The 24,855-nt window shown below is 71.7% G+C and carries 27 protein-coding genes; 15 read left to right on the top strand and 12 right to left on the bottom strand.

What is annotated here, in order from left to right:
* Window positions 1-291: 291 nt before the first annotated feature.
* A complete protein-coding gene (locus ACFQS1_RS12040; protein ID WP_378966969.1) occupies window positions 292-1,035 on the top strand; it encodes a LuxR C-terminal-related transcriptional regulator in 744 nt (247 codons plus the stop codon).
* A 786-nt stretch (window positions 1,036-1,821) separates the two neighbouring features.
* Here ACFQS1_RS12040 and ACFQS1_RS12035 read toward each other — a convergent pair.
* Both ACFQS1_RS12035 and ACFQS1_RS12030 read right to left on the bottom strand, forming a co-directional pair.
* Window positions 1,822-2,637 (bottom strand): DUF4097 family beta strand repeat-containing protein, encoded by an 816-nt coding sequence (locus tag ACFQS1_RS12035; protein ID WP_378966967.1) that lies wholly within the window; start codon window positions 2,635-2,637, stop codon window positions 1,822-1,824.
* Window positions 2,638-2,648: 11 nt separating this feature from the next.
* Entirely contained in the window at window positions 2,649-3,152 is a 504-nt protein-coding gene (locus ACFQS1_RS12030) for a hypothetical protein (protein ID WP_378966965.1), read from the bottom strand.
* A 203-nt stretch (window positions 3,153-3,355) separates the two neighbouring features.
* On the opposite strand from ACFQS1_RS12030, the gene ACFQS1_RS12025 reads away from it, so the two are divergent.
* Window positions 3,356-4,093 carry an ABC transporter ATP-binding protein gene (locus ACFQS1_RS12025; protein WP_378966963.1) on the top strand — a complete coding sequence of 246 codons (738 nt, stop codon included), beginning with the start codon at window positions 3,356-3,358 and terminating at the stop codon, window positions 4,091-4,093.
* On the top strand, window positions 4,093-6,621 hold the full coding sequence (locus ACFQS1_RS12020) for an ABC transporter permease (RefSeq protein ID WP_378966961.1): 2,529 nt from the start codon (window positions 4,093-4,095) through the stop codon (window positions 6,619-6,621). Before ACFQS1_RS12025 ends, ACFQS1_RS12020 begins: the two co-directional genes overlap by 1 nt.
* Here the strand turns inward: ACFQS1_RS12020 and ACFQS1_RS12015 are convergent.
* Window positions 6,575-7,276, bottom strand: a complete 702-nt coding sequence (locus ACFQS1_RS12015; RefSeq protein WP_378966958.1) for an HAD family hydrolase — start codon at window positions 7,274-7,276, stop codon at window positions 6,575-6,577. The two genes, ACFQS1_RS12020 and ACFQS1_RS12015, sit on opposite strands and share 47 nt — an antisense overlap.
* 51 nt (window positions 7,277-7,327) lie before the next feature.
* Between ACFQS1_RS12015 and ACFQS1_RS12010 the strand changes: the two genes are divergently transcribed.
* Genes ACFQS1_RS12010 through ACFQS1_RS12000 form a run of 3 tightly spaced genes read left to right on the top strand, consistent with a single transcriptional unit; the run spans window position 7,328 to window position 9,224 of the window.
* The gene (locus ACFQS1_RS12010; RefSeq protein ID WP_378966956.1) at window positions 7,328-8,116 is read left to right on the top strand and encodes a phosphotransferase; all 789 of its coding nucleotides are present in this window, start codon (window positions 7,328-7,330) and stop codon (window positions 8,114-8,116) included.
* Between the two features lie 47 nt (window positions 8,117-8,163).
* Entirely contained in the window at window positions 8,164-8,349 is a 186-nt protein-coding gene (locus tag ACFQS1_RS12005; RefSeq protein ID WP_378966953.1) for a hypothetical protein, read from the top strand.
* A 5-nt stretch (window positions 8,350-8,354) separates the two neighbouring features.
* Window positions 8,355-9,224, top strand: a complete 870-nt coding sequence (locus tag ACFQS1_RS12000; RefSeq protein ID WP_378966951.1) for a YqjF family protein — start codon at window positions 8,355-8,357, stop codon at window positions 9,222-9,224.
* Between the two features lie 108 nt (window positions 9,225-9,332).
* Here ACFQS1_RS12000 and ACFQS1_RS11995 read toward each other — a convergent pair whose 3' ends face one another.
* Window positions 9,333-9,884 (bottom strand): hypothetical protein, encoded by a 552-nt coding sequence (locus ACFQS1_RS11995; RefSeq protein ID WP_378966948.1) that lies wholly within the window; start codon window positions 9,882-9,884, stop codon window positions 9,333-9,335.
* A 57-nt stretch (window positions 9,885-9,941) separates the two neighbouring features.
* Here ACFQS1_RS11995 and ACFQS1_RS11990 point away from each other — a divergent pair, with 57 nt between their 5' ends.
* Complete coding sequence (locus ACFQS1_RS11990) at window positions 9,942-10,397, top strand: GNAT family N-acetyltransferase (protein WP_378966946.1); 456 nt, start codon at window positions 9,942-9,944, stop codon at window positions 10,395-10,397.
* Window positions 10,398-10,554: 157 nt separating this feature from the next.
* Here ACFQS1_RS11990 and ACFQS1_RS11985 read toward each other — a convergent pair whose 3' ends face one another.
* On the bottom strand, window positions 10,555-11,172 hold the full coding sequence (locus tag ACFQS1_RS11985) for a phosphoribosyltransferase (protein WP_378966944.1): 618 nt from the start codon (window positions 11,170-11,172) through the stop codon (window positions 10,555-10,557).
* A gap of 186 nt (window positions 11,173-11,358) precedes the next feature.
* On the opposite strand from ACFQS1_RS11985, the gene ACFQS1_RS11980 reads away from it, so the two are divergent.
* The 3 genes from ACFQS1_RS11980 to ACFQS1_RS11970 all read left to right on the top strand — a co-directional run bounded on the left by ACFQS1_RS11980 (window position 11,359) and on the right by ACFQS1_RS11970 (window position 14,099).
* On the top strand, window positions 11,359-12,252 hold the full coding sequence (locus ACFQS1_RS11980) for a CDP-alcohol phosphatidyltransferase family protein (protein WP_378966942.1): 894 nt from the start codon (window positions 11,359-11,361) through the stop codon (window positions 12,250-12,252).
* A gap of 103 nt (window positions 12,253-12,355) precedes the next feature.
* Window positions 12,356-13,225, top strand: coding sequence for a PAC2 family protein (locus ACFQS1_RS11975; protein WP_378966940.1), 870 nt, complete (start codon window positions 12,356-12,358; stop codon window positions 13,223-13,225).
* An 82-nt stretch (window positions 13,226-13,307) separates the two neighbouring features.
* On the top strand, window positions 13,308-14,099 hold the full coding sequence (locus ACFQS1_RS11970) for a GntR family transcriptional regulator (protein ID WP_378966938.1): 792 nt from the start codon (window positions 13,308-13,310) through the stop codon (window positions 14,097-14,099).
* Between the two features lie 111 nt (window positions 14,100-14,210).
* Here ACFQS1_RS11970 and ACFQS1_RS11965 read toward each other — a convergent pair whose 3' ends face one another.
* Window positions 14,211-14,480 (bottom strand): hypothetical protein, encoded by a 270-nt coding sequence (locus ACFQS1_RS11965; protein WP_378966935.1) that lies wholly within the window; start codon window positions 14,478-14,480, stop codon window positions 14,211-14,213.
* 243 nt (window positions 14,481-14,723) lie between these two features.
* Between ACFQS1_RS11965 and mshC the strand changes: the two genes are divergently transcribed.
* On the top strand, window positions 14,724-15,962 hold the full coding sequence (gene mshC / locus ACFQS1_RS11960; RefSeq protein ID WP_378966933.1) for a cysteine--1-D-myo-inosityl 2-amino-2-deoxy-alpha-D-glucopyranoside ligase: 1,239 nt from the start codon (window positions 14,724-14,726) through the stop codon (window positions 15,960-15,962).
* Window positions 15,963-16,470: 508 nt separating this feature from the next.
* Here mshC and ACFQS1_RS11955 read toward each other — a convergent pair.
* From ACFQS1_RS11955 to ACFQS1_RS11940, 4 genes are all read right to left on the bottom strand, one after another.
* Window positions 16,471-17,286, bottom strand: a complete 816-nt coding sequence (locus ACFQS1_RS11955; protein ID WP_378966931.1) for an SCO1664 family protein — start codon at window positions 17,284-17,286, stop codon at window positions 16,471-16,473.
* On the bottom strand, window positions 17,283-17,873 hold the full coding sequence (locus tag ACFQS1_RS11950) for a DUF3090 domain-containing protein (protein WP_378966929.1): 591 nt from the start codon (window positions 17,871-17,873) through the stop codon (window positions 17,283-17,285). Before ACFQS1_RS11950 ends, ACFQS1_RS11955 begins: the two co-directional genes overlap by 4 nt.
* Before the next feature lie 95 nt (window positions 17,874-17,968).
* Window positions 17,969-18,649: a histidine phosphatase family protein gene (locus tag ACFQS1_RS11945; protein ID WP_378966927.1), complete on the bottom strand. Its 681-nt coding sequence runs from the start codon at window positions 18,647-18,649 to the stop codon at window positions 17,969-17,971.
* Window positions 18,649-19,701: an LLM class F420-dependent oxidoreductase gene (locus tag ACFQS1_RS11940; protein ID WP_378966925.1), complete on the bottom strand. Its 1,053-nt coding sequence runs from the start codon at window positions 19,699-19,701 to the stop codon at window positions 18,649-18,651. Before ACFQS1_RS11940 ends, ACFQS1_RS11945 begins: the two co-directional genes overlap by 1 nt.
* A 111-nt stretch (window positions 19,702-19,812) precedes the next feature.
* Between ACFQS1_RS11940 and ACFQS1_RS11935 the strand changes: the two genes are divergently transcribed.
* Together ACFQS1_RS11935 and ACFQS1_RS11930 are read left to right on the top strand one after the other, a co-directional pair.
* Window positions 19,813-20,820, top strand: coding sequence for an aldo/keto reductase (locus ACFQS1_RS11935; RefSeq protein WP_378966923.1), 1,008 nt, complete (start codon window positions 19,813-19,815; stop codon window positions 20,818-20,820).
* Between the two features lie 86 nt (window positions 20,821-20,906).
* Complete coding sequence (locus tag ACFQS1_RS11930; protein ID WP_378966921.1) at window positions 20,907-21,098, top strand: DUF5703 family protein; 192 nt, start codon at window positions 20,907-20,909, stop codon at window positions 21,096-21,098.
* A gap of 29 nt (window positions 21,099-21,127) precedes the next feature.
* On the opposite strand, the gene ACFQS1_RS11925 is transcribed toward ACFQS1_RS11930, so the two are convergent.
* Window positions 21,128-21,799, bottom strand: a complete 672-nt coding sequence (locus ACFQS1_RS11925) for a hypothetical protein (RefSeq protein WP_378966918.1) — start codon at window positions 21,797-21,799, stop codon at window positions 21,128-21,130.
* A gap of 22 nt (window positions 21,800-21,821) precedes the next feature.
* The gene (locus tag ACFQS1_RS11920; protein ID WP_378966916.1) at window positions 21,822-23,129 is read right to left on the bottom strand and encodes a M20/M25/M40 family metallo-hydrolase; all 1,308 of its coding nucleotides are present in this window, start codon (window positions 23,127-23,129) and stop codon (window positions 21,822-21,824) included.
* 63 nt (window positions 23,130-23,192) lie between these two features.
* Between ACFQS1_RS11920 and ACFQS1_RS11915 the strand changes: the two genes are divergently transcribed.
* Together ACFQS1_RS11915 and ACFQS1_RS11910 are read left to right on the top strand one after the other, a co-directional pair.
* Window positions 23,193-23,750: a hemerythrin domain-containing protein gene (locus tag ACFQS1_RS11915; protein ID WP_378966913.1), complete on the top strand. Its 558-nt coding sequence runs from the start codon at window positions 23,193-23,195 to the stop codon at window positions 23,748-23,750.
* Window positions 23,751-23,850: 100 nt separating this feature from the next.
* Window positions 23,851-24,843 (top strand): LysR family transcriptional regulator, encoded by a 993-nt coding sequence (locus ACFQS1_RS11910; RefSeq protein WP_378966911.1) that lies wholly within the window; start codon window positions 23,851-23,853, stop codon window positions 24,841-24,843.
* Window positions 24,844-24,855 lie beyond the last annotated feature (12 nt).

Below are 24,855 nucleotides of genomic sequence, written 5' to 3'. Positions count from 1 at the left end.
CAAGCACGACTGACCGCGACGTGCCAAGCCGGGCGCGCCGCGACCGGATGCGAGCGCGACCGGATGCGAGCGCGACCGGATGCGGCGTGACGTGGCCGGGCGTGACGCGCCGGGCGTGACGGGACCGGGCGACGCGAGGTGCCCGGTGCGGCGCGACGTGGCTGGACCCGGCGCGGCCTGATGCGGCACGGCCGGACGCGGCGCGACGTGGCCGGGCGCGACGTGGCGGGGCGGTGGCGTGGCGTGCGGGCGTCGTGGCTGTGCTGATGCGCGTGTGGCCGGCAGAGCGGGATGGGGCTGAGGGGGCGGGGACGTACGGTGAGCGAGACAACGGCCGGGAGGCCGCTGCGTGTGCTGCTGGCCGACCCCGCGCCCATGCACCGCTCCGGCATGCGCCTGGTGCTGGCCGCCACCGGGTCGGCGCCGCACGCGGAGCACGGGGACGGGCCGGAGATCGTCGTGGCCGGCGAGACCGGGGACGGGGCGGAGGCGGTCGATCTTGCCCGCCGACTGCTGCCCGACGTGCTGATCGCCGAGGTCGCGCTGCCTCGCCTGGACGGGATGGCGGTCGCGCGGGCGGTGACGGCGACCGGCCTGCCGGTGCGGGTGCTGATCCTCACCGACCACGACGGCGACGAGCTGGTGCTGGGCGCGATCGCCGCCGGCGCCGCGGGCTTCCTGCGCAAGGATGCCCCGCCCGCCGAGGTCATCACGGCCATCCGCGCGGTGGCCACCGGCGGGGCCGTGATCACCCCGGCCGTGCTGGCCCGCATCCTCACCCGGGTGGCCGAGGCCCTGCCCGCCCCCGAGACCACCACGACGTCCAAGCTGGACGCCCTCACCGACCGCGAGCGCGAGGTCCTCGTCCACGTCGCCCGCGGCCACTCCAACGCCGAGATCGCCGAGGCCCTCCAGGTCAGCGAGACCACGATCAAGACGCACGTGGGCCACGTCCTGACCAAGCTCCGCCTACGCGACCGCACCCAAGCGGTGGTCCTCGCCTACGAGACGGGCCTGGTGAAACCCGGCGCCTGACCGGACACCGCGTGCACCGGATCGTGCGAAGGCGTGACGAGATCATGATGAGCAGCCGTCCGTCGCTCACGGCAATCCATCAAGGTCGCCCCGCCCGCACACCGCCCAACCGATCATGATGAGCTGCGGTTCCGCCCGCGCGGAAATTCACCATCGCTCCGCGCTCGCCATCGCTACCGCCACCGCATAACCGAAGTGTCGGGTATGCGGAGCACAACGGAGGAGCGCTTGGCTCAGCGCCGGCAGCGGAGCGAGAGCGCCAGCAGCGGAGCGAGAGCGCCAGCAGCGGAGCGAGAGCGCCAGCAGCGGAGCGAGAGCGCCAGCAGCCGAGCAGGAGCAGCGCGGGCGAGTGCAGAAACAACGCGGGCGAAGCAGGAGTAGCGCGGGCGGAACGCCGGGCGGAACGCGGGGCGGAGCGCGGGCGGAGCGCGGGCGAAGCGCAGAAGCAGCGCGGACAAGCGCGGGACGGAACGCAGGCGGAGCGTGGGACGGGGCGCAGAAACAGCGGGCGAAGCACACCAGCAGCGCGGGCGAAGCGCTGAAACCGAGAAGCGCAGCAGCAGCGCGGGCGCGGACACCAGGCCGACTGCCGGGACGTGCCGGAGCCCGGCGCGCGCGGCGCCGGGCTCTCGGGTCACTTGCTCCTGGGGTTGGGTGTCGGTCCGCGGCTCCGCGGCCAGTCCGGCGGGCTGAAGCGGTCGGCACGCGCCCGTCCGTGGCCACGGCGGAGGCGTCGCTGGACGGCGGCGGGGGCGGATTCGAGGCTGAAACGGTCGCCGGGAAGCATCAGGCGGCTGCCTTTCCGTGGTGGGCCGCGGCCCGGTGGATGCGGACGTCGCCGCTGACCGCGCGGATGCGCAGTTCGAGCGCGACCTGCTCCTCGGCCGGCGGGACGTCGCCATGGGAGGTCAGGTCGGTGATGGAGCGGCCGGACACCGTGTTCACGTCCATCCACACGGCCGAGCCGGCCGCGACGCCCACCGTGATGTCGCCGGACGCTGTGGTGATGCTCGCCTTACCCTGCCGCAGCGAGCCGATCTCGATGTCGCCGCTGGCGGTGCGGGACCGGGCCGAGCCGCCGATCGCGCCGGTGCGGATGTCGCCGCTCGCGGTGTCGAAGCTGACGTCACCGGTGACGTCACCGACGCGTACGTCGCCGGAGGCCGACTTGACCCGGAGCGAACCGCCCACCCGGGCCACCGAGAGGTTTCCGCTCGCGGCGTCGAGCGACACGTCGCCGGTCGCCTCGGCCACCTCGACGTCGGCCGAGGCCACGTCGAGCCGGACGTCGGAGAAGACGCCGGTGGCGCGCACGTCGGCCGAGGCGGACTTGCCCACCAGCGCGCTGCCGAGCGGCACCCGCGCGGTGATCTTCAGTTTCGGGGTGCGGCGCCAGCTCCAGAACTCGGCGCCGGGCACCGAGACGAGCAGGGTGTCGTCCTCCAGCTCGACGCGGGTGTTCTGCGCGGCCTCGTGGCCGTTGGCGCCGATCGGCTGAACGTCGACCTGGATGGTCAGGCGCTCCTCGGCCACGATGTCGACGCTGCCGCCGAGCGCGCGCAGCACCAGGGTGACGGGGGTGGAGCGGTCGAACTCGTACATCAGGGGTCTCCTTATGCCTGGAAATAGCCTTTGAGGGATTTGCCGGGGCGCCCGGGCCGGGGCGGACCGGGCGGAGCCGGCGGAGGCGGCGGGAAGCTGATCGCCGCGGTCACCGCGCGGACCAGCCACGCGTTGACGGAGATGCCCTCGGCCGCGGCGATCTGCTCGACGTGGGTCTTGAGCGCCTCGGGCATGCGCAGGGTGAGCCGGGTCAGGTCGCCGCCGGGGTCGACCGGGGCACCCGCGGCCGGCGCGGCGGCCGGCGGCTCGGGGGCGACCTGGTTGACCACCAGGTCGGCCTCGCGGCCGCGCAGCCGCACCTCGACGGTGGCGTCGGTGAGCCGGGTGGTGATCTCGGCGGCCGCGTCGGAGAGCGCCTCGAGCAGCGCCAGCCGGGCCGACGACTCCAGCGAGTGGCCGAGCAGATCGGCGGCTCGCGTGGTCTCCGGCCCGCCGGGCGCCGCCGCGGCGGCGAGGTCGGCCCGGAGGGTCTCGAGGTAGGGCGTCAGGTCCATGTCACCACTATGACGTCATCGATGACGTCAGTCAAGCGTCATGATGACATCTCAGGGTCGTCCCTGAGACGTCCCAGGGTGTTCCCCGTACCCGAATCTCCGCGTCGTCCTCCGACCACGGGCGGACGTGCCGGGCCGGATTCGCCGAAAGACTGGTCCCTGCCGGCCGGGCATCAGCCCGGCCGGACCACAAAGGGGGAGAGATGATCGAGCCGGTCGCGGCACGCGCCGACGAGGTTTGGAAGGTCTACGGCACGGGCGACGCGCGCGTGGTGGCGTTACGAGGGGTCAGCGCGAGCTTCGCCCGGGGCAGATTCACGGCGATCATGGGCCCGTCGGGCAGCGGCAAGTCGACGCTGATGCACTGCCTGGCGGGTCTCGACACGGTCAGTCGCGGCATTGTGCACATCGGGGGGACACAGGTCTCCGGGCTGAACGACAAGGCGATGACCAGTCTGCGCCGCGACCGGGTCGGCTTCATCTTCCAGCAGTTCAACCTGCTGCCCACGCTGACCGCAGCGGAGAACATCCGGCTGCCGCTGGACATCGCCGGCAAGAAGCCCGACCCGCAGTGGTGGGACACGGTCATCAAGACCGTGGGCCTCGAGGACCGGCTGGGGCACCGGCCGAGCCAGCTCTCCGGCGGCCAGCAGCAGCGGGTGGCGTGCGCACGGGCGCTCATCGGCCGGCCCGATGTGATCTTCGCGGACGAGCCGACCGGCAACCTCGACTCCAAGTCCGGCGCCGAGGTGCTGTCGTTCCTGCGCTCCAGCGTGCGCGAGCACGGCCAGACCATCGTCATGGTCACCCACGACCCGGTGGCGGCCAGCTACACCGACCGGGTGATCTTCCTGGCCGACGGCGCGATCGTGCAGGAGCTGGACAACCCGACGCCGGAGACCGTGCTCGAGGCCATGAACACCCGTGAGGTGCTGGTCTGATGTTGCGCGCGACGCTCAAGAGCCTGCTCGGGCGCAAGCTGCGGCTGGTGCTCTCCGGCCTGGCCGTGGTGCTGGGCGTGATGTTCGTGGCGGGCGCGTTCGTGGTGACCGACACGCTGGGGCGTTCGTTCGACCGGGTGTTCGCGGCGGCGTACGCGACCACCGACGTCGGCGTCACCGCCAAGCCCAAGATCGCCGTGTCCGAGATGGAGGGCGAGCAGGTCGAGACCCCGCTGCCCGCGTCCGTCGTCGATCAGATCAAGACCGTCGAGGGTGTACGCACCGCGACCGGCATGGTGAGCGCGGACGGCGCCCGGGTCATCGGCTCGGACGGCAAGGTGATCAGCAGCTACGGCCCGCCCCGGCTCGGCAACAACTGGCTGGGCGAGGACGACCAGGTCAAGCTCCGCGACGGCCGGGGGCCCACCGCGGACGACGAGATCGCGGTCAACGCCGCGGTGGCCAAGGCCGGCGGCCTCAAGGTCGGCGACCGGGTGGGCGTGCTCACCCTGGAGCCGAAGAAGACGTTCACGCTGGTCGGCATCTGGGGCTACCCGGGCAACAAGGACTCGATCGGCGGCGCCCAGGAGGTCGCGTTCACCACGCCGGTCGCGCAGAAGCTGATGCTAGGCGAGACCGGCGTCTACTCGATGATCAACGTACGCACCGCCGACGGCTCGACCGACGCGCAGGTCCGCGACCGGATCGCCGCCGAGCTCGGCGGCGACTACGTGGTCAAGACCGGCGACCAGCTCGCCGCCGACAGCTCCGGGGACCTCAAGGAGGCGCTCGCCTTCTTCAACAAGATCCTGCTGGGCTTCGCCGGCGTGGCGCTGTTCGTCGGCGTCTTCCTGATCCTCAACACGTTCTCGATCATCGTGGCACAGCGGACCCGGGAGCTCGCGATGATGCGGGCGCTCGGCGCGAGCCGTCGCCAGGTGATCGGCTCGGTGCTGCTGGAGGCCGTGGTGATCGGCCTGATCGCGGCGGCGCTCGGCCTCGCGGCCGGCATCGGCGTGGGCGCGGGCCTGGGATACCTGTTCAGCACGATGGCCGACGGCCTGGAGCTGGCCCCGGTCGGCGTGCCGCTGGCGGCGGTGCTCAGCTCGCTGATCGTCGGCGTGGTGGTCACCGTGGTGGCGGCGGTGCTGCCGGCTTTGCGGGCGTCGCGGATCCCGCCGGTCGCGGCCATGCAGGACGTGGCCACGCCGGACCGGCCGCTGACCAAGGTCAGCGTCACCGGCGCGGTGGTGGGCGCGGCCGGAGCGACGATGCTGGGCATCGGCCTGTACGCGACGAGCTCGCTGTGGCTGATCCTCGGCGGGGTGCTGGTCGCCTTCATCGGGATCGCGCTGCTGACGCCGCTGATCTCCCGGCCGGTCGTGGCCCTGCTGGGCCGGCTGTTCTCGTGGTCGGTGCCGGGCCGGCTGGGCCGGCTCAACTCGGGCCGCAACCCCCGCCGCACGGCCATCACCGCGGCCGCCCTGATGGTCGGCATCGCCCTGGTCACCGGCGTCACGGTGGTCATGGACTCGGCCAAGACCAGCCTGGCGGCCCAGGTCGAGGACACGGTCAAGGCCGAGATCGTGATCGGCGCCAACCAGAACGGCCCGCGGCCGCCGACGTTCGACGACGCGGTGCTGGCCGAGGCGCGCCAGGTCGACGGGGTGCGCTCGGTGGCCGGCCTCTGGCAGGACCAGGCGCAGATCGACGGGAAGCTCGACTATGTGTCGGCCACCGACGACCTGGCCAAGCTCGCCGACGCGTACGGGTCGGCGCCGCTGGCCACTCTCAAGGACGACCAGCTGGTCATGAGCACGCAGCAGGCCGACGAGCGCGGGTGGAAGGTCGGCAGCGTGCTGACCATCCAGCTGGCTCGCGGCGACCCGCACAAGTACACGCTGGTCGCCACCTACGACGAGATGGCGCTGCCCGCGACGTACCTGCTGCCGGCCGCCGCCACCAAGGACTTCGGCATCCCGTCGCCGATCTTCGGCTTCGTCCGGCTGACCGACGGCACCACCGTCGCCCAGGTGCTGCCCCAGATGAAGGCCCTGGTCGCGGACAGTCCCGAGGTGTCGGCCACCGACCGCACCACGTTCGTGCAGGAGCAGCTCTCCACCTTCGACACCGTGATCACCATGGTGCAGGTGCTGCTGGCGCTGGCGATCCTGATCGCGGTGCTCGGCGTGGTCAACACCCTCGCCCTGTCGGTGCTGGAGCGCACCCGCGAGCTGGGCCTGCTGCGCGCGGTCGGGCTCAGCCGGGCGCAGACCATGCGGATGGTGACGGTCGAGGCCGTGGTCATCTCGGTCTTCGGCGCGCTGCTGGGCGTGGTGGTCGGCTCCGGCCTGGGCGCCGCGGTGGTGCGGGCGCTCAACGACGACGGCATCGACCAGATCGTGCTGCCGTGGGACCGGATGGGCGTCTATCTAGTCCTGGCCGCCCTGGTGGGAGTGCTCGCCGCCGTCCTGCCGTCGATCAAGGCCGCGCGCCTGAACGTTCTGACGGCAATAGCTCATGACTGATCAGCAACGACGCTAGGTACGCGGGGTCCACGCCGACGAGCGATCGCCGGAGGTGGACCCCGTCGGTCGGTGGGAGCTCCAGCTCGGCCGGCACCGCCAGCACGACCGCCCCGGAGGCGAGCGCGCTGGCCACCCCGGTCGGCGAGTCCTCGATGGCCACGCACTGCTCGATCGGCGCGCCCAGCAGCTTGGCGGCCGTGCGGTACGGCTCGGGGTCGGGCTTGGGCATGCTGACCTCGTCGCCGCAGACCACGACGTCGAAGTTCGCCCGGCCCAGGGTGTCGAGGGCGGCCTCGACGAGCAGCCGGCCGGTCGAGGTGACCAGCGCGGTGGGCAGGCCGGCCGCCTTGACCGCGCGCAGCAGCTCGGCCGCGCCGGGCCGCCACACCAGGCCCTCGCGGAAGAGGTGGAACACCCGGGTGGTCAGCCACTCGACGTCGGGCTCCTCGGGCCGGTCGGGCCGGCCGAGATCCTCCCGGAAGATCCGCATGCTCTGCGCCATGCTGCCGCCGACCATCGCCTGACGGGCCCGGTCGGAGAGGGTGCCGCCGGCCCGGGCCGCAAGCTCATGCAGGGCGATGCCCCACACTTTTTCGCTGTCCACCAGCGTGCCGTCCATGTCGAAGAGCACCGCGGCGGGTCGTTGTGAGTTCATCACCGCCAATTCTCCCCGGCCGCCGGGGCATTCGGGTGGGCTGTGACGCAAGTGGCAGAGTTGTCGGCCGTGCAGCCACCGGAGACCGTGTTCGACGACGTCGAGGTGCCCGCGGTGATCCACCGCATCGCGCGCGGGCGGCCGCTGCGCCCGGTCTGGCGGAATGCGCTGGGCGGGCTCACGTACGAGATGCCGGGATTTTTTGTGAAGTTCGCCCCGGAAGGCAGCGGTCTGCCGCTGCGGCAGGAAGCCGAGCGCCTCGCCTGGGCGTCGCGCTTCACCCCGGTCCCGCGGGTGGTCGACGCCGGCGAGGACGCCTCGGGTTTCTGGATGCTGACCGAGGCGCTCCCCGGGCGCTCGGCGGTCGACGCCCGATGGCGGGCAAACCCCGAAAAAGCGGTCCAGGCCATCGCGTACGGCTTGCGTCAGTTGCACGAAAATCTGCCGGTCGACGAGTGCCCGTTCGATTGGGGCGTCGAATATCGCCTGGAGCGCAGCCCGCGCGACCTCTCGCACGCGGACGAGCCGCACCGGAGCATCCCGATCGACGTGGCCTGGGCGCGCGCCACCGATCCGCCGCCGGTGGACCAGCTCGTGGTCTGCCACGGCGACGCCTGCTCCCCCAACACCCTGCTCGGCGACGACGGCGAGTGGTCCGGCCACGTCGACCTGGCGGCCCTCGGCACCGCCGACCGCTGGGCCGACCTGGCCGTGGCCTCCTGGGCGCTGAACTGGAACTACGGCCCGGGCTGGGAACCGCTGTTCTTCACGACCTACGGCATCGAGCCCGACCCGGAACGAATCGCCTACTACCGCCTGCTGTGGGACCTCGGCCCGTAACTCTCATCACAAAGCGGGCCGCCCCGGGCGGGCGTAGCTTCGGCCCCATGGAGCACATCTCGCGGGACCGGGTCGTCATCGCCACCAAGTTCGGCCTGCTCTCGCACCGCGGCGGCGACGGCGGCCGGCAGCTCGACAGCCACCCCGACAACATCCGCGCCGCCGTCCGCCTCACCGCGATCGCCCCGCCGGCCGGCGACCGCTACGCGAACATGTCCGAGATCGGGCGCTGACCGTCGTGACCGTCGAGGAGGTCACGCCCACCACGACCCGCCCGGTGCGCCGCTCGCTGCTGGTCCAGCGCTGGGCCGACCTGACCTTCCTGCACTGGCCGGTCGATCCTGCGCTGGTGGCCCCGCTGCTGCCCGCCGGTTGCCGGCCCGACCTCCTCGACGGCCGCACGTACGTCGGCCTGATCGCCTTCCGGATGGAGGGCGTCGGCTTCTTCCGCGGCCCCGGCGTGCCGTATTTCGGCGACTTCTGCGAGACCAACGTCCGCCTCTACAGCGTCGACGCGAACGGCCACCGCGCCGTCGTGTTCCTCTCGCTCGACGCCGAACGCCTGCTCCCGGTCCTGATCGCGCGCGCGTGGCTGCGCCTGCCGTACATGTGGTCCCGCATGCGCCTGTCCCGGCAGTATTCGCAGGACCGTGAGCGCCCCGTCCGCGAGCACAACCGCGGCCGGCAGCACGGCGCCGACTCGGAACAGGGCGGCGCTGGCCGGCAACACGGCGGCCCGCAGCCGGGCCACGGCGGCAACGGCGCCGGGGACGTGCTCACGTACACGTCGCGCCGCCGCTGGCCCGGCCCTCGCGGCGCGCGCTCGTCCCTTTCCGTCCGCGTGGGCGACGCCATTGCCGAGCCGACTCCGCTGGAGCATTTCCTCACCGCCCGCTGGGGTCTGCACACCCGTTCCTGGGGCCGCCGCACCATTCATCTCCCCAATGACCATCCTCAATGGCCATTGCACCGCGCCGAGCTCCTTTCCCTCGACGACGAATTGGTGCCCGCCACCGGCCTCCCGGCCCCATCCGGGCCGCCGGTCAGCGTCCTTCACTCCCCCGGCGTGCCGGTCATTTTCGGAAAACCTCTTCAGCCGTACGGGTGACGCGCTGCCGCCATTGTGGACGGGTGCGGTCGTTTTCCCGTACGCGTCATCGGCCGGACCTCGGCCCGATCGCCGCCCCGCGGCCCGGTGTCCTCGCCCGGCTCGCGGTCACACCTTTGCCGGCAGGCGCCGGTGCAGCTCGGCCAGCAGCACCTCCGGCCCGGGGGACATCAGCCCCACGTCCACCAGGTAGGAGACCTCGCCCGCCCGCCGGCGCAGGCGCGGCCGCCGGCCCGGCCCGTCGCCGACCGTGGCGAAGTCCTCGGCCACCGGCGTGACCACCAGCTCGGTGAACGGCCCCCAGCGGCGCAGCGCGACCGTGGCCACCCCGGCCCACGGCAGGTGGACCGGCTTGCGCCCGGTGGCGGCGAAGTCGAGGCCGTGCATGGAGCTGTGCAGCCATCCCAGCCGCCGCCAGGCCAGCAGCAGGATCGCCGCGGCCACCACCACCGGCACGACCAGCGCGACCTCGAGATACGTGACCAGCTCGCCCGCCGACGGCGCGTCGCCGATGGCCAGACGCACCAGGATGTGCAGGCCCAGGCAGACCGCCCACACGGCGGCCGTCACCCAGAGCATCGTCACGTAGACCATGGCCCGGGGCTGGAAGAACGTCACCGTGTCGTCGGCCGGTCCGAGGACTTGGTCGATGTGCGCCACCGTTGCATTATGCGGGTTTATCCGACTCTTCGCCGTCCTGACCGGAATTATGGGGTGATGACCGAAGCGGCGGTGACCCGGCTGGTGCGCGCGGGCGACCCCCTGCTCGACGGCGCCGCCACCCTCTTCGACGAGTACCGCCAGCACTACGGCGCCAATCCCGCCCCCGAGCCCGTCACCACCTGGCTGACCGACCTGGTCCTGTCCGGCCGGGCACGGATCTACGTCGCCGCCACCCCCGAGCCCGCCGGGATCTGCTCGGTGGCCGTGGCCCCCGCCGCGCTCACGCTGCGCACCGTGTGGCTCATCCGCGACCTCTACGTGACCCCCGGAGCCCGGCGCCGCGGCGTGGCCCAGACCCTGCTGACCGCGGTGACCGAGGACGCCCGAGCCGCCGGCGCCCACCGGCTCTCGCTGCGCACCGAGACCTCCAACACCCGAGCCATCGACCTCTACGCGAAGAACGGCTTCGACGTGCTGACCGACGTGGCGGTCATGGAGCGCGTCCTCTGACCTCGTCCACAACCGCGCAGTATCCACAGGCTCGCCCGGCCGTTTCCGCGATCTCCCCCGTTTCCGGGGAGAATGACCTGCGGGGGCTCCCCCAGGGAAGGGTGGGGTCCCAGGGTCCCAGGGTCCCAGGGTCCCGGGCCGGCGGCGCGGGACGGCCTCACGTTGCAGGTGGGCCGTCGCCTACGGCGGGGGCGGTGGCTGCTGCGGTCGGGGACGGCGCCGTCCCCGTACCCGATGCTTGTCTCAAGATTGCCGCGCAGCGCAAGTTCCGGTATCTGCCCTGGTGGTCGAGGCCGTAACCGACGATCAGGCCGGGGCCTACGTCGAAGCCGATGTGCGTCGGGGTGTCGGCGAAGCGGGCCGTTTCGGGCTTGCGCAGCAGGGCGCACACCGAGATGGACGCCGGGTTGCGCTGGGCCAGGTTGCTGATCAGCCAGCTCATGGTGAGGCCCGTGTCGATGACGCCGTCGACGATGACGACGTGGCGGGCGGTGATGTCGACGTCGAGGTCCTTGAGCAGGCGCACGGAGCCGGAGGCGCGGTTGCGGGTGCTGTAGGACTTGATCGCCATCCAGCCGATCTCGGCCTGGGCGGGATAGGCGCGGGCCAGATCGACGGTGAAGGTGGCGGCGCCGCCGAGGACGCCGACGAGGACGGGTACGTGGCCGGCCAGGGCGCGATGCAGATCCTCGGCGAGGGTGGCGACCCGGGCGAGGATCTGCTCCTCGGTGAGGATCACCGCCTCGAGATCGTCCGCCACGTGGCTGGCGTCCACGTCGTGCTCCCTTCTTCTCGAGTCCGCGCGATCATGTCACCGGCCCACTACGGAGCGGAGTCACTATCGTTGTCAGTAAGCGCATAATCCCGGGCATTTTGTCCTGAGCTTCTCAACCGAGTTCCCGGTCCGGTAATGTCCGCGCGTTCGGAAGTTCATTTCTTTGGCACCTGGTGGAGTTGTTGGATGGCGCTACGGGTCACTCTCGGTGAGATCCGGTCCCGCACGTACAAGCGTCGGGATGCGTGGTGGACGGTCTGGCTCGTGGACCCGCTCGCCTCGCGGCTCGTCTGGGTGGTCGCGCCATGGCGCTGGGTCACGCCGAACCGGCTGACCACGCTGGCGTTCCTGGTCGGGCTCGGCTCGGCGGCCTGCTTCTGGCAGGCGTCGTACGGGTGGCTGCTGCTGGGTGCCCTGCTGTTCCACCTCAGCTTCGTCCTCGACTGCATGGACGGCAAGATCGCACGGCTCAACGGGACGGGGTCGGTCTTCGGAGCGTGGCTCGACTACGTCTTCGACCGGCTGCGGGTGGCGGTCTGCGCGGTGGCGCTGTTCGGCGGCCAGTATGTCGCGACGCACAACTTCACGTACATCTGGCTTGCCGGAATCGTCATTTTCCTGGACATGTTCCGCTACCTCAACGCCCTGCAGATGGGCAAGGTCAAGGCGGACATGAAGGCGAAGCTCGACGAGGCCCGCGGGCCCATCGCCTTCGCCGAGACGATCGCGGTGGACCCGGGCGCCGAGGCCCCGGACGTGGACGAGGCCGTCGACGTCTACAGCGATTTCCGTACCCGGTTCGGGCTCTTCGTCCGCATCCGCAACGTCCTCATCCGGCAGCGCATCCGCGCCCACGTGATCAGCGGCATCGAGTTCATGATGTTCGTGTTCATCGTCGGGCCGGTCGCGAACCTGATCGTCGGCACCACCGTGGTCGCGTCGGCGCTGCTGGCCGGGTTCGAGCTGCTGCTGATCTACAAGCTGTGGACGGCGACGAAGACGTACGACCGCAAGATGGCCGCCCTGGTCAAGATCCCGGCGCAGGTCACGCCGGCGCGCGACGAGGTGCCCGCCGCCTAGGCCGTTCCGCCGTTCCGCCGCTCGGCCGTTCCGCGTTCTGCCGGGCGCGGAACGCCGGACCGCCGACGGGTGATGCTCGGGCGACGCACGTAGGCTGTCAGCCATGACTGAGTTCGACGGCCTCCCGCTGCTTCGCTCGCCTGTGGCTATCGCCGCCTTCGAAGGCTGGAACGACGCTGCGGACGCTTCCACCGCGGCCGTGGAACACCTCGAGCAGGTCTGGGAAGCGCGGGAGATCTCGCGGATCGACCCCGAGGACTTCTACGACTTCCAGGTGAGCCGCCCCACCATCACCATGGCCGAGGGCGAGACCCGCAAGATCGAGTGGCCCACCACGCGGTTCACCGTGGCCAGCCCGCCCGGCGCCGACCGCGACGTCGTGCTGATCCGCGGCATCGAGCCGAGCATGCGCTGGCGCACGTTCTGCGAGCAGGTGCTCGAGCTCTGCCACAGCCTCGAGGTCAACCGGGTCGTGCTGCTCGGGGCGCTGCTCGCCGACGTGCCGTACACGCGTCCCCTGCCGATCAGCGGTTCCGCCAGCGACAACGACATCGCCGACAAGTACAAGGTCGTCCCCACCCGATACGACGGGCCGACCGGGATCGTGGGCGTGCTGCACGAGGCGGCCGGGCGCGCCGAGCTCGAGGCCCTGTCGTTCTGGGTGCACGTGCCGCACTACGCCAACAACCCGCCCTGCCCCAAGGCGACGCTCGCGCTGCTGAGCAGGCTGGAGGACGTGCTCGACCTGCCGGTGCCGATGGCCGAGCTGGCCGAGGAGGCCGACGAGTGGGAAAAGCGGGTGCGGGCGGCGGCCGAGCAGGACGCCGAGCTCGGCGAGTACGTGCGCGAGCTCGAGGAGCGGGTCGGCGACGAGGGGATCCAGCCGCTGACCGGTGACGAGATCGCCAGCGAGTTCGAGAAGTACCTGCGGCGGCGCGGCGGCTCGGCCGGCCCCACCGCCGGGTCCTGGTAAGCCTCTTCCGGCGTGTCGTTGCACGGCACGCCCCTTCGCTTGCGGCATCCTAGGAACCTAGGTGCTCTCCTGGAGGTCGGCGATGACCATCAACCCCGGCGCGGCGGAATTCCCGCATCGGCAGATCGCCGCGCAACTGCGCGAGCGGATCCGGCGCGGCGACTGGCAGCCCGGCGAGCGGCTGCCGTCGATCCCGGCCATGGCCGAGATGTTCGGCGTGGCCAAGCAGACCGTGCAGCGGGCCGTCGACCAGCTGCGGGTCGAAGGTGTCCTGATCACCAAGCCGGGCTCCGGGACGTATGTGCGCGGGACCCGGCGGCGGCTCAACCGGCTGTCCCGCGGACGCTACGGCGCCCACCGCGGCTACCACGCCGATCTGGCCGCCCGCTATCGGCAGCAGCTCGTCGCGGTGGGCCGGGAACCGGCGCCACCGGAGGTGGCAGATGCTTTCGGCGTACGGGACGGCACGGAGATGCTGGTCCGCCGGCACATCGTCCGCACCGACGACGCCACGGTGGAGCTGGGGGCGTCGTGGTTCCGGGTCGCCGAGACGTCGGGAACGTCCCTCGAGCGGGTCGAGGCCTTCGGGCGGCCGCTGTACCAGGAGGCCGAGGAGGCGCTCGGCAAGCGCTACACGTCGGCGACCGACACGATCAGCGCCCGGCAGCCGAGCCGGGACGAGGCCGAGATCCTGCAGATCCGGCCGGACACGCCGGTGCTGCACCTGTTGCACGTGGCCTTCGACGAGACGCGCAAGCCGATCGAGGTGGCGCAGGCGACCTGGCCGGGGCCGATGACGACGCTGACCGAGGAGTACCGGATCCCGGCGCCGACGCCCGATCCGGAGCCCGGCCCGGGGCTGGCGCTGACCTGACGCCGCCGGGCACGGGAGTCTCTGGCCGGCTCGGCGAACACGAGAAACCCGAGGGGCCTCGCGGCTCCTCGGGTTTTGTCGCCGGACTGCTTACCGCGGCTCGACGTCCTGCTACTGCGGCTCGACCTTGTCGCCGCCGAAGCCGCCCAGGTTGAGCAGGCCGAGGTCGATCAGCTTCCAGCTGTTGTGACTGTTGATGTCCGTGTGGTTCACGTAGGTGTAGTCGTCCCCGAAGTCGTGGCCGCCCCAGCCCCACCCGTCGTGGTGGCAGTGGCGGTTGTGGTGGTCGTGGGAGGGAGCAGCGTTGGCGGGTCCCGCGAGGGCGAGGCTCGCGCCGGTGGCCAGGAAGAGGCCAGCGAGGTACATAACCGGACGTCGCATGATGATTCCTTTCGGACGAAAGTATGACCTCGGTAATTCTGGACGTCTCGTCAGGAAATCGTGGCTATTTTCCGAAAAGTCCGACAAAGGTATTCTTTTCCCGTGTCCGGGGCACAAGCGGCGGTGAAGCGGCTAAGGTGCGCCGCCGCGCCCGGGGGGTCGGCACCGGTGCGGCGGGAGGCGCGGGGTGAGGTAAACCTCAGGACGAGCGTTCTGTCATAGGCGGTCGATAGGCTTCTGACCATGGACGCTTGGACCGGGCACGACGTGCCGACCCTGCCTGGTGACGCGGTGGCGCCGCGGCTGTTCGACTCGGCCCGCAAGGCCGTCGTGGCGACCGATCCGCAGGGCGCCGCGACGATGTATGTCTGCGGCATCACGCCCTATGACGCCACGCATCTCGGGCACGCGGCCACGATGATCGCGTTCGACCTGGTCAACCGGTTGTGGCGGGACGCCGGGTTCGACGTCCGCTACGTGCAGAACGTGACCGACATCGACGACCCGCTGCTCGAGCGGGCCCAGCGCGACGGCGAGGACTGGATCGTCCTGGCCATGCGTGAGACGGCCCTGTTCCGCGAGGACATGGAGGCGCTGCGGATCATCCCGCCGGAGCACTACGTGGGCGCCGTCGAGTCGATCCCGGCGATCGCCGGCCACGTCCGCGAGTTGCTGGCGTCCGGCGCGGCCTACACGCTCGACGACGGCACCGGCGATGTCTACTTCGCGATCGCCGCCGCGCCCTCGTTCGGTTACGAGTCCCACCTGTCCCGCGAGGAGATGGTCGTGCTCTCCCGCGAGCGCGGCGGCGACCCCGACCGGGCCGGCAAGCGCGACCCGCTCGACCCGCTGCTGTGGCGCGGCGCCCGCGACGGCGAGCCGGCCTGGGACGGCGGCGACCTCGGCCCGGGCCGCCCGGGCTGGCACATCGAGTGCGCCACGATCGCGCTGGGCCTGCTCGGCGACACGATCGACGTGCAGGGCGGCGGCAACGACCTGCTCTACCCGCATCACGAGTGCTCGGCGGCGCACGCCGAGGTGCTGACCGGGGCCCGGCCGTTCGCGAGCCACTACGTGCACGCCGGCATGATCGGGCTGGACGGCGAGAAGATGTCGAAGTCCAAGGGCAACCTGGTGTTCGTGTCCCGCCTGCGCGGCGACGGGGTCGACCCGATGGCCGTGCGGCTGGGCCTGCTCTCCGGCCACTACCGCGCCGACCGCGAGTGGGCCGACGACGTGCTCAAGGAGGGCGAGGAGCGGCTGGCCCGCTGGCGCGCCGCGGCCGCGGCCCCGAGCGGGCCGTCGGGCGAGGGGCTGCTGGCCGCCGTGCGCGAGGCGCTGGCCAACAACCTGGACGCGCCGTCGGCGCTGGCGATCGTGGACGCATGGTCCGAGGCGGCGCTGACCGCGACCGGCGACGACGAGTCCGCGCCCGCCCTGATGCGCACCACGGTCGACGCCCTGCTGGGGATCCGCCTCTAGACACCTCTTGCGCTGGGGATCTGGTGCGTGGTCACCGGGCAAGCGGCCCGTTGCGCTCATCCGCACCCCTCGTCAGCCCTGCCCCCAGGCATGGCCGGGCAACGCCGGCCCCTCGGCATGCGCAGGCAACACCGCTCTCGGCGTGCGCGGGCAAGCGCCGCGGGGCGATCTTGATGAATTGGCGTGCAGGTCGAGCCGATACTCACCATCCTTGCCCCGCGCCGCCAACATAGACGGATATTTCCGGCCACCCATCCCATACGGCGGACCAGTCGCCCACCAACCGGGCCACGGCGGTCGACAAGTGGAACGGAGTCCCACGCGGCGAGACCGTTCGCCACGTTGTGGGAACCCCCGCGCCCACTGGGACCACCTCCGCCCCAGGCTCAGGAACGCCGGCGCGCGCGGGTGCTCGAGCGGGTCGCCTCGACCCCGGCAGCCGCGCGGGAAAGGTGACCCGGCACATCAGCTCTGCCACGACGCTGCTGACCCCGTACCCGAGAAGCTCCTAGACCGGCGGCCAGGGAATGGCCGGCCAGTCCTGTGGCGGCTTGGGGAAGCGGCCACCGCGCAGCAGCCGGCGGATGCGCAGGCGGATGTGCTGGACCTCGGAGATGGTGAGGTGCTGCTCGAGGGTCTCGCCCAGGTCGGACTCGAGGCGGGCGGCCAGGTCGGACAGGACCTCGGTGGCCTCGGCGATCAGCGACTTGCCGGTCCAGCCCCAGAGGACGGTGCGCAGCTTGTTCTCCACGTGGAAGCTGACACCGTGGTCGACGCCGTGGATGGCGCCGCCGGCCGGGTAGAGGACGTGGCCGCCCTTGCGGTCGGCGTTGTTGATCACCGCGTCGAAGATCGCCAGGCGGGCCAGGCGGGGGTCGTCGGCGTGGGCCAGGGCGTAGGCGTCGCCGTCCTCGTCGCGGGCGTTGGCCACGGCCAGCCAGCCGGACGGCACGTCGTACGCGGGGACGAAGCCGATCAGGGACTCGGCGTCCTCGGGCTCGTCGATCCACAGCTGCAGCGCGCCGGGGCCCAGCGGTCCGTCGCGCAGGATCGTCGGCGGGACCAGGCCCCAGCCGGTGGCCTGCGAGACCAGGAAGGCCGAGACCTCGCGGCCGGCCAGCGTGCCGTCCGGGAAGTCCCACAGCGGGCGCTCACCGCGGACCGGCTTGTAGACGCAGCGGCGGGTCACGCCGGACAGGGTGATCTCGGCCCGCAGGGTCGTGTTGGAGGCGTCGACCAGACGGCCCTCGATCTCCATCCGGCCGTTGGCCAGCAGGTCGAGGGCTTCGCTCTCCGCCAGCGCGGCCGCGGGCTCGGCAGTCACCGGTGGTAGCCGTTGTGCCGGGGGCAGAGGTGGCCGGCCGGGTCGAGCGGCTGGCCGCACAGCGGGCAGGGCGGGCGGCCCGCGGCGACGACGCGGCGGGCGCGGTCGATGAACGCGCGGGTGGCCTCGGGGCTCAGCCGGACGCGGAGCCGGTCGAGGTCGTCGTCGGGCTCGTCGTCGTCATCCTCGTCATCGTCGTCGTCGGGAACGTCGGCGCCGAGCTCGATCTCGACCTCGGCCTCGCCGGCCTCGATCGCCTCGATCACCACGGTGCCGCTGTCGACGTCGAAGGCCAGGCCGAGCGTGCCGACCCGGAACTCCTCGTCGACCGGGGTGTCGAGCGGCTCGTTGTCGTGGCCGGAGAGCACCGGCGCGTCGGGCAGGTCGACCCCGAAGCGCTTGTTGGCCTCGATGAGCAGCTCCTCGAGCTTCTCGGCGAGCAGCGACACCTGCACCTTTTCCAGCGCGACGCTGATGACCCGGCCGCCGCCCCGGGCCTGCAGGAAGAAGGTGCGGTCGCCCGGCTCGCCCACCGTCCCTGCCACGAACCGCTCCGGCGGCTCGAACGCGTGCACCTGGTGGGTCATGGTGTCAACCCTATCGAGCCGCCGCCGGGATCGCTCACCCCGCGTGCCGCGGTTCGCCTAGGGCGCAACCGATGCCACCTGCCGTGACCGAACCGTCACTCCCCGGCGCCTCCGCCGACGGCGGCATCGGAGGCCGAAGTCGCGGCGGGCGCCGGAGACGGGACAAGCGACGACAGGCTCCCGCCCTCGTTGACCCGCACCACGAACGGCCGGGTCGGCGTGTACCGGATCACGCTGATCGAGGCGGGATCGGCCACGATCCGCTGGAACTGGTCGAGGTGCAGGCCGAGCGCGTCGGCGACGATGGCCTTGATCACGTCGCCGTGGGTGCACGCGAGCCAGAGCGCGTCCGGCCCGTGCTCGGCGCTGATCTTGACGTCCCAGCGGCGGATGGTGGCGATGGCGCGGGCCGACATGTCGGCCATGGCCTCGCCGTTGGGGAAGACCGCGGCGCTCGGGTGCACCTGGACCACCGGCCACAGCGGGTCCTTGGCGAGCTCCTTGAGCTCCTTGCCCTCCCAGTCGCCGTAGCCGCACTCGGTCAGCCCCTCGTCCGGGATGATCTCCGCGTCGGGCAGCGCGATCTGCACCGTTTGCCGGCACCGCGGCAGCGGGCTGCTGACCACCGCCTTGAGCGGCAGCTCCCGCAGTCGCGCACCCGCCTGAGATGCCTGTTTCGTCCCCAGGGAGTCGAGCTCGACCGGCCGGCGTCCGGCCAGCGTGCCGGTCGCGTTCGCCGTCGTCCGCCCGTGGCGCAGCAGCAGAACCGTGGCCACTACGAGGCCACGCCGGACTCTTCGTACGCCTCGGCCACGATCCGCAGGGTGTCGATCCCGCTCTTGAGGTCGCCGACGTACGGGCTGATCGACAGCGTGCCCACGCCCGCCGCCGCGTACTGCTTGATCCGCTCCTTGACCTGGATCTTGTTCCCGATGATCGAGGTGCGCTCGATGAACTCCTGCGGCACCGCCTCGGCCGCCTCGGCCTTCTTGCCGCTCAGGTAGAGATCCTGCACGCGGGCGGCCTCGTCCGCGTAGCCCATCCGCACCGCGAGCTGGTTGTAGAAGTTCTGCTCCCGGCTGCCCATCCCGCCCACGTAGAGCGACGCGTACGGCCGGATCACGTCGGCGCACCAGGCCAGGTTGTCGCCGATCACCACCGGCACGGTCGGGGCCACGTCGAAGCCGGTCAGGCCGAGCCCGCTCTTGGCCCGCCCGCGCTCGATGTGCTGCAGGTACTCCCCCGCCGCGTCGGGCGCGAAGAAGATCGCCAGCCAGCCGTCGGCGATCTCCCCGGCGAGCTCCAGGTTCTTCGGCCCGACCGCGGCCAGATAGATCGGGATCTTCGGCCGGGGCGGATGGAAGCCCAGTTTGAGCGCCTTGCCGGGGCCGTCCGGCAGGGGCAGCTCGTAGAAGTCGCCCTGGTACGACACCGGCTCGCGGGCGATGGCCATCTTCACGATGTCGACGTACTCCCGGGTGCGCTGCAGCGGCTTGGCGAAGCGGACGCCGTGCCATCCCTCGGAGACCTGCGGCCCGGACACGCCGAGCCCGAGGCGGAACCGCCCGCCGGAGAGCGCGTCGATGGTCGCCGCGGTCATCGCCGTCATGGCCGGGGTGCGCGCCGGGATCTGCATGACCGCGGCGCCCAGGTCGATCTGCTGCGTCTGGCCCGCGATCCAGGCCAGCATGCTGACGGTGTCCGACCCGTACGCCTCGGCCGACCAGGCGACGGCGAAGCCGAGCCGATCCGCCTCCTGCGCCATCGCCAGATGATCGGCGGGCGTGGTCCACGCCGCCTGATAGCCAAGGCCGAGTCCGAGCCGCACGAGTCCTCCCAAAGACTGATCCCCTGACCGGCAGCCTATCCACCCCGGCCGTCCGGTAACCGACCTGCCAGGAGCATTTCGCTACGGACACAGTCTGAATAAGGTTCACTCATGCAACAACGACCGCTCGGCCGAAGCGGGCTGGCGGTCTCCCGGCTGGCCCTCGGCACCATGACCTGGGGACGCGACACCGACCCCGACGACGCGGCCGCCCAGCTCAAGTTCTATCTGGAGGCCGGCGGCACGACGATCGACACCGCCGACGTGTACGGCGAGGGCGACGCCGAGTCGGTGATCGGCTCGCTGCTCGACCACCTCGTCCCGCGCGACGAAGTGGTGATCGCCACCAAGGCCGGCCTGACTCCGCACGGTTACCGCCGGCGCGACGGCTCCCGGGGCAACCTGCTGCGCTCGCTGGACGCGTCGCTGCGCCGCCTGGGCACCGACTACGTCGACCTGTGGCAGGTGCACGGGTACGACGCCGCCACCCCGCTGGAGGAGACGCTGGCCGCGCTCGACCACGCCGTCGCCAGCGGCCGGGTCCGCTACATCGGGGTGTCCAACTTCGCCGCCTGGCAGACCGCCCGCGCCGCCACCTGGCAGGCCGCCTACCCCGGGCGGGCCCCGATCGTCGCGGCCCAGATGGAGTATTCGCTGCTGGAGCGGGGCATCGAGCGCGAGCTGCTGCCCGCCGCGGCCGCGCTGGGCTTCGGCGTGCTGGCCTGGTCGCCGCTGGGCCGGGGCGTGCTCACCGGCAAGTACCGCAACGGCCGGCCGCTCGACTCCCGCGCCGCCACCGAGCACCTGGCGCCGTTCGTGCAGACCTACCTGGAGCCCCGCAGCTCCAGCATCGTGCAGGCGGTGGTGACCGCGGCGGCCGGTCTCGGCGTCTCGCCGCTCGAGGTGGCGATCGCGTGGGTGCGCGACCGGCCGGGCGTGGCCGCCCCGATCCTCGGCGCGCGCACGGCCGCGCAGTTGCAGGGCGCGCTGGTGAGCGAGGAGCTGACGCTGCCGGCCGAGATCGCGCGGGCGCTCGACGACGTGTCGGCGATCGATGTGGGCTACCCCGAGCGGGAGGGCGTCGGCTATCCGGCCGATCCGGCCGGGCCGGTTCTCTGACCTCGCCGCGGCCCCGCGATCCGCCCCTCGCGACACCCCGTGGCCGGGGGTGGTGCCCGGACGATCAGCGGCGCATATTAGACCGCATGGACTACGAATACGCGCCGCTGCGGTTGCCTTCGAATGTCGACAAGCTGACCGCGGCGGCGCAGCTCGCCATACAGGCGGAGTTCTCCGGCTGGGAGCTCGCCCGGGTCCAGCTCTTCCGGGACGGGACCCGCAAGGTGATGCTCCGCCGCAGGATCCAATCCACTCCGCAACCGGGGCTCAGTTACTAGAGCCCCGGTTGCCGCGTCATAACCGAAAATCAGTGGTTGTGGCCGGCGTGGTCCTCTTCCTCGTCCGGGAGGAAGGGGTGCTCGTCGAGCCTGCCCACCAGCAGGTCGCCGTCCTTCGGGGCGAACGGGCCGCTCCCGTCGGAGTCCTCGAACTCCTCCAGGTCGAGCGGCTCACCGATCTCGGTGACGGTCAGCAGGCCGTCCAGCGGTTCCAGCTCGGGGACGTCCAGCGACGACAGCGAGCCGTCGCCGGCCTGGAGCAGCTCCAGCACGGCCTCCCCGACGTTCTCCACCGCGCCGGCGTCCTCGTCGTCCGGCACCGAGTTGCGCCGGGCCACGTCGGCCACCCGCAGCAGCGCCGAGACGCTGGGCACGCGGTAGTCACGCCGCTGGCGGACGGAGACCACCTGCGGGTACGGGTCGGTGGACTCGGCCGGGTCGAAGCCGTCGGCGCCCAGGCCGAAGCGCTGGTCGGCCTCGTCGGGGTCGATCGACTCCACGTCCCACGGTGTCACCTCGCCGAACGCGTCGAGCAGCTGCTCGTCGTACGCGAAAGAGGCGTTGTTGAGAGCGACGTACGCCTGCCAGACGTCGTCGTCGTCGATGCGGCCGGCGGCCGCCTTGACCGCCGCGAGGTGCGCCCGCGCGGCCGCCACCACCTCGTCGAGGGCGGCGTCGAGATCCGCGTTCTGGTCGGTCATCGCTATGGGGTCCTTCCGGGAATCAGCTGTTTCGGAGGAGTCGGTCGAGCACACGCACGCCGAACTTTAGTCCCTCCACCGGAACCCGCTCGTCGATGCCGTGGAACAGCGCGGCGAAGTTGAGATCGGGCGGCAGGCGCAGCGGCGCGAAGCCGAAACACCGGATGCCGAGCGTCGAGAAGGCCTTGGCGTCGGTGCCGCCGGACATCAGGTAGGGCACCGTGCGGGCGCCCGGATCCTCGGCGCGCAGGGCCGCGCCCATCGCGTCGACCAGGTCGCCGCCGAACTCGGTCTCGACGGCCGGCTGCCGGTGGTTGTGCCCGATCTCGACCTCGGGGCCGATCACCTCGCGCAGCTGGGTGCGGAACTCCTCCTCGTGGCCGGGCAGGGTGCGGCAGTCGATCGTCGCCGAGGCCCGGCCGGGGATGACGTTGTCCTTGTACCCGGCCTCGAGGCGGGTCGGGTTGGCGGTGTTGCGGATCGTGGCGCCGATCAGGTTGGCGATCGGGCCGAGCTTGGCGATCGCGACCTCGGGGTCCGCCGGGTCGATCTCGATGCCCAGCGCGTCGCCGACCCGTAGCAGGAACTCGCGCACGGTCGGCGTGACCACGACCGGGAAGCGGTGGTTGCCGACCCGGGCCACGGCCTCGGCCAGCTTGGTCACCGCGTTGTCGTCGTGGATGAACGAGCCGTGCCCCGGCCGGCCGCTCGCGTGCAGGCGCAGCCAGTCGAGACCCTTCTCCGCCGTCTGCACCAGATACAGACGAAGATCATCATTGACCGTGTACGAGTACCCGCCGACCTCGCCGATCGCCTCGGTGCACCCGTCGAGCAGGTCGCGGTGCTTCCGGACGAGGAACTCGGAGCCGTACGTCATCCCGGCTTCCTCGTCGGCCGTGAACGCCAGCACGACGTCGCGCGGGGGCACGTAGCCGGTGCGGCGCCAGTCCCGGACCACGGCCAGGACCATGGCGTCGAAGTCCTTCATGTCGATCGCGCCGCGGCCCCACAGGTACCCGTCCTTCTCCTCGCCGGAGAACGGATCGACCGACCACTCGCGGGCGTCGGCGGGGACCACGTCGAGGTGGCCGTGCACGAGCAGGGCGCCGCGGGCGCGGTCGGCGCCGGGGATGCGGGCCACCAGGTTGGCCCGGCGCGGCGCCGACTCGTGCAACTCGTACGCGACGCCGGCCTCGTCGAGTCGCGCCGCCACGTACTCGGCGGCGACCCGCTCGCCGACGGTCGTCGACTGGTCGCCGGTGTTGGTGGTGTCGATGCGCAGCAGGTCACGGCAGATGCCGGTGACCTCCTCGGCGGCGGTGGTCTCCATCCGCCCTTCTTACCAGGTGTTTGGCGCATCGACGGGCCGGGTACCGGCGGGGCCGTGTCGTCAGTGAATCTTCCCCCGCTCCCCCCGGTCGGCGGCGGGACAACCGGCCGCAACGCCATCGACGTGCTGACCGAGCAGCACCGCGACCTCCTCGATCTCTGCGATCGGCTGGCCGCCGATCCGGCCGACCGCCGGGCGGCCGACGTGCTGATCGCCGAGCTTTCGCGGCATTTGTCGGCCGAGGAGCAGTACCTTTACCCCGCCGTCAAGGCCGCCGTGCCCGGCGGCGAGGACCTGGTGGCCCGCGAGCTGGCCGAGGACCGGGCGCTGCTGGTCGAGATGCAGCGCGGCACCATCGCCGACATTTCCGAGAAGGTGCGCCGGCACGTCGCCGCCGACGCCGAGGAGCTCTTCCCCGTGCTGGCGTCGATGGTGTCGATCGACGATCTGATCCGGGTCGGGAACCGGATCGAGACCGCCGAGGAGGCGGCGCCGACCCGTCCGCACCCGGGCACCCCGTCCACCCCGCCGTGGAACAAGATGGTGGATCCGGCGGTCGCGGTGGTCGACAAAATTCGCGACGCCGTCACCGGCCGTACCACGTACCTCAGCGATTTGTGACGTTACCGACGGGTTCGTTTACCGATTTGTCACAACTGTAGGATCTTTCACCAGGCAGCAGGGCTAGCCTTCGATGTCTTAAAGGTCCTAACGTCACGCTATGAACCTGGAGCTGCGCCATCTCAAGGTGGTCGTCGCCATCGCGGAGACCGGTAGCGTGACCAAGGCGGCGTCGCAGCTCGGGCTCGCCCAGCCGGCGCTGACCGCGCAGCTGCAGCGGATCGAGCGCACGCTCGGCGGCCCGCTGTTCGAGCGCGACCGCCGCGGCGCGCGCCCCACCGCCCTCGGCGAGCTGGTCCTCTCCCGCGCCCGCGTGCTGCTGCCCGCCATGAAGGGCCTGCAGGACGAGGCCGCCCGGCTGGCCGGCGCCTCCGGCACCGAGACCATGAGCCGCTACCGGATCGGGGCGCTCGGCGGCCCGGTCCTCGGCGGCATGGTCCATCGGCTGTCGATGGCCCAGCCCGATGCCCAGATCACCACCCACGCGTCGTACTACGTCGACGAGCTGGCCAACATGGTTCTCGCGGGCAAGCTCGACTACGCCCAGGTCGGCGTCTGCGGCGACGCGATCCCGTCGGCCGACTACGGCCTGGTCTGGCAGACGATCGCGGTCGACGCGGTGTGCGTGCTGATGCCCGAGGACCACCCGGCCGGCAAGGACGTCGACGTCGACCTGGCCGAGCTCGCCGACGAGCAGTGGGTGGGCAGCACCGGCGACGGCTGCTTCGCCGAGTGTTTCGCGGCCGCCTGCGCCCGGGCCGGCTTCACCCCGCGCCGGGTGCTCGAGACCGACGTGCGCGGCTGCGTCGACATGGTCGAGTCGGGCCTGGCGCTGGGCCTGTGCCAGCCGACGTTCCGGCCGCCGGCCAGCCTCACCCACCGGCCGATGCGCGGCGCGCCGCTGCGCTGGCGGCTGGTGCTGGGCTGGCACCCGGACTCCCCGGCCGCCCGCAGCGCCCCCAAGCTGATGGAGATGGCCCAGGAGTCGTACCAGGAAGTGGTGGCCCGCAACCCGTCGTACGTCGAGTGGATGGCCGGCTATCCGCACCTCGGCGGCTCGGAAACGGCACTGGCCCCGCTCAGCGGACGCTGAACAGGGCCAGTT

The organism is Paractinoplanes rhizophilus, from assembly GCF_042664765.1.
Classification (GTDB): Bacteria; Actinomycetota; Actinomycetes; order Mycobacteriales; family Micromonosporaceae; genus Actinoplanes; species Actinoplanes rhizophilus.
This window is presented reverse-complemented; position numbering and strand designations above follow the sequence as displayed.

Excerpts from the sequence above, each read along its gene's own strand:
- ACFQS1_RS12040 (WP_378966969.1), top strand. The coding sequence starts at position 292 with ATGGGGCTGAGGGGGCGGGGACGTACGGTGAGCGAGACAACGGCCGGG.
- ACFQS1_RS12035 (WP_378966967.1), bottom strand. The coding sequence starts at position 2,637 with ATGTACGAGTTCGACCGCTCCACCCCCGTCACCCTGGTGCTGCGCGCG.
- ACFQS1_RS12030 (WP_378966965.1), bottom strand. The coding sequence starts at position 3,152 with ATGGACCTGACGCCCTACCTCGAGACCCTCCGGGCCGACCTCGCCGCC.
- ACFQS1_RS12025 (WP_378966963.1), top strand. The coding sequence starts at position 3,356 with ATGATCGAGCCGGTCGCGGCACGCGCCGACGAGGTTTGGAAGGTCTAC.
- ACFQS1_RS12020 (WP_378966961.1), top strand. The coding sequence starts at position 4,093 with ATGTTGCGCGCGACGCTCAAGAGCCTGCTCGGGCGCAAGCTGCGGCTG.
- ACFQS1_RS12015 (WP_378966958.1), bottom strand. The coding sequence starts at position 7,276 with ATGAACTCACAACGACCCGCCGCGGTGCTCTTCGACATGGACGGCACG.
- ACFQS1_RS12005 (WP_378966953.1), top strand. The coding sequence starts at position 8,164 with ATGGAGCACATCTCGCGGGACCGGGTCGTCATCGCCACCAAGTTCGGC.
- ACFQS1_RS11990 (WP_378966946.1), top strand. The coding sequence starts at position 9,942 with ATGACCGAAGCGGCGGTGACCCGGCTGGTGCGCGCGGGCGACCCCCTG.
- ACFQS1_RS11980 (WP_378966942.1), top strand. The coding sequence starts at position 11,359 with ATGGCGCTACGGGTCACTCTCGGTGAGATCCGGTCCCGCACGTACAAG.
- ACFQS1_RS11975 (WP_378966940.1), top strand. The coding sequence starts at position 12,356 with ATGACTGAGTTCGACGGCCTCCCGCTGCTTCGCTCGCCTGTGGCTATC.
- ACFQS1_RS11970 (WP_378966938.1), top strand. The coding sequence starts at position 13,308 with ATGACCATCAACCCCGGCGCGGCGGAATTCCCGCATCGGCAGATCGCC.
- ACFQS1_RS11965 (WP_378966935.1), bottom strand. The coding sequence starts at position 14,480 with ATGCGACGTCCGGTTATGTACCTCGCTGGCCTCTTCCTGGCCACCGGC.
- mshC (WP_378966933.1), top strand. The coding sequence starts at position 14,724 with ATGGACGCTTGGACCGGGCACGACGTGCCGACCCTGCCTGGTGACGCG.
- ACFQS1_RS11950 (WP_378966929.1), bottom strand. The coding sequence starts at position 17,873 with ATGACCCACCAGGTGCACGCGTTCGAGCCGCCGGAGCGGTTCGTGGCA.
- ACFQS1_RS11935 (WP_378966923.1), top strand. The coding sequence starts at position 19,813 with ATGCAACAACGACCGCTCGGCCGAAGCGGGCTGGCGGTCTCCCGGCTG.
- ACFQS1_RS11930 (WP_378966921.1), top strand. The coding sequence starts at position 20,907 with ATGGACTACGAATACGCGCCGCTGCGGTTGCCTTCGAATGTCGACAAG.
- ACFQS1_RS11925 (WP_378966918.1), bottom strand. The coding sequence starts at position 21,799 with ATGACCGACCAGAACGCGGATCTCGACGCCGCCCTCGACGAGGTGGTG.
- ACFQS1_RS11920 (WP_378966916.1), bottom strand. The coding sequence starts at position 23,129 with ATGGAGACCACCGCCGCCGAGGAGGTCACCGGCATCTGCCGTGACCTG.
- ACFQS1_RS11910 (WP_378966911.1), top strand. The coding sequence starts at position 23,851 with ATGAACCTGGAGCTGCGCCATCTCAAGGTGGTCGTCGCCATCGCGGAG.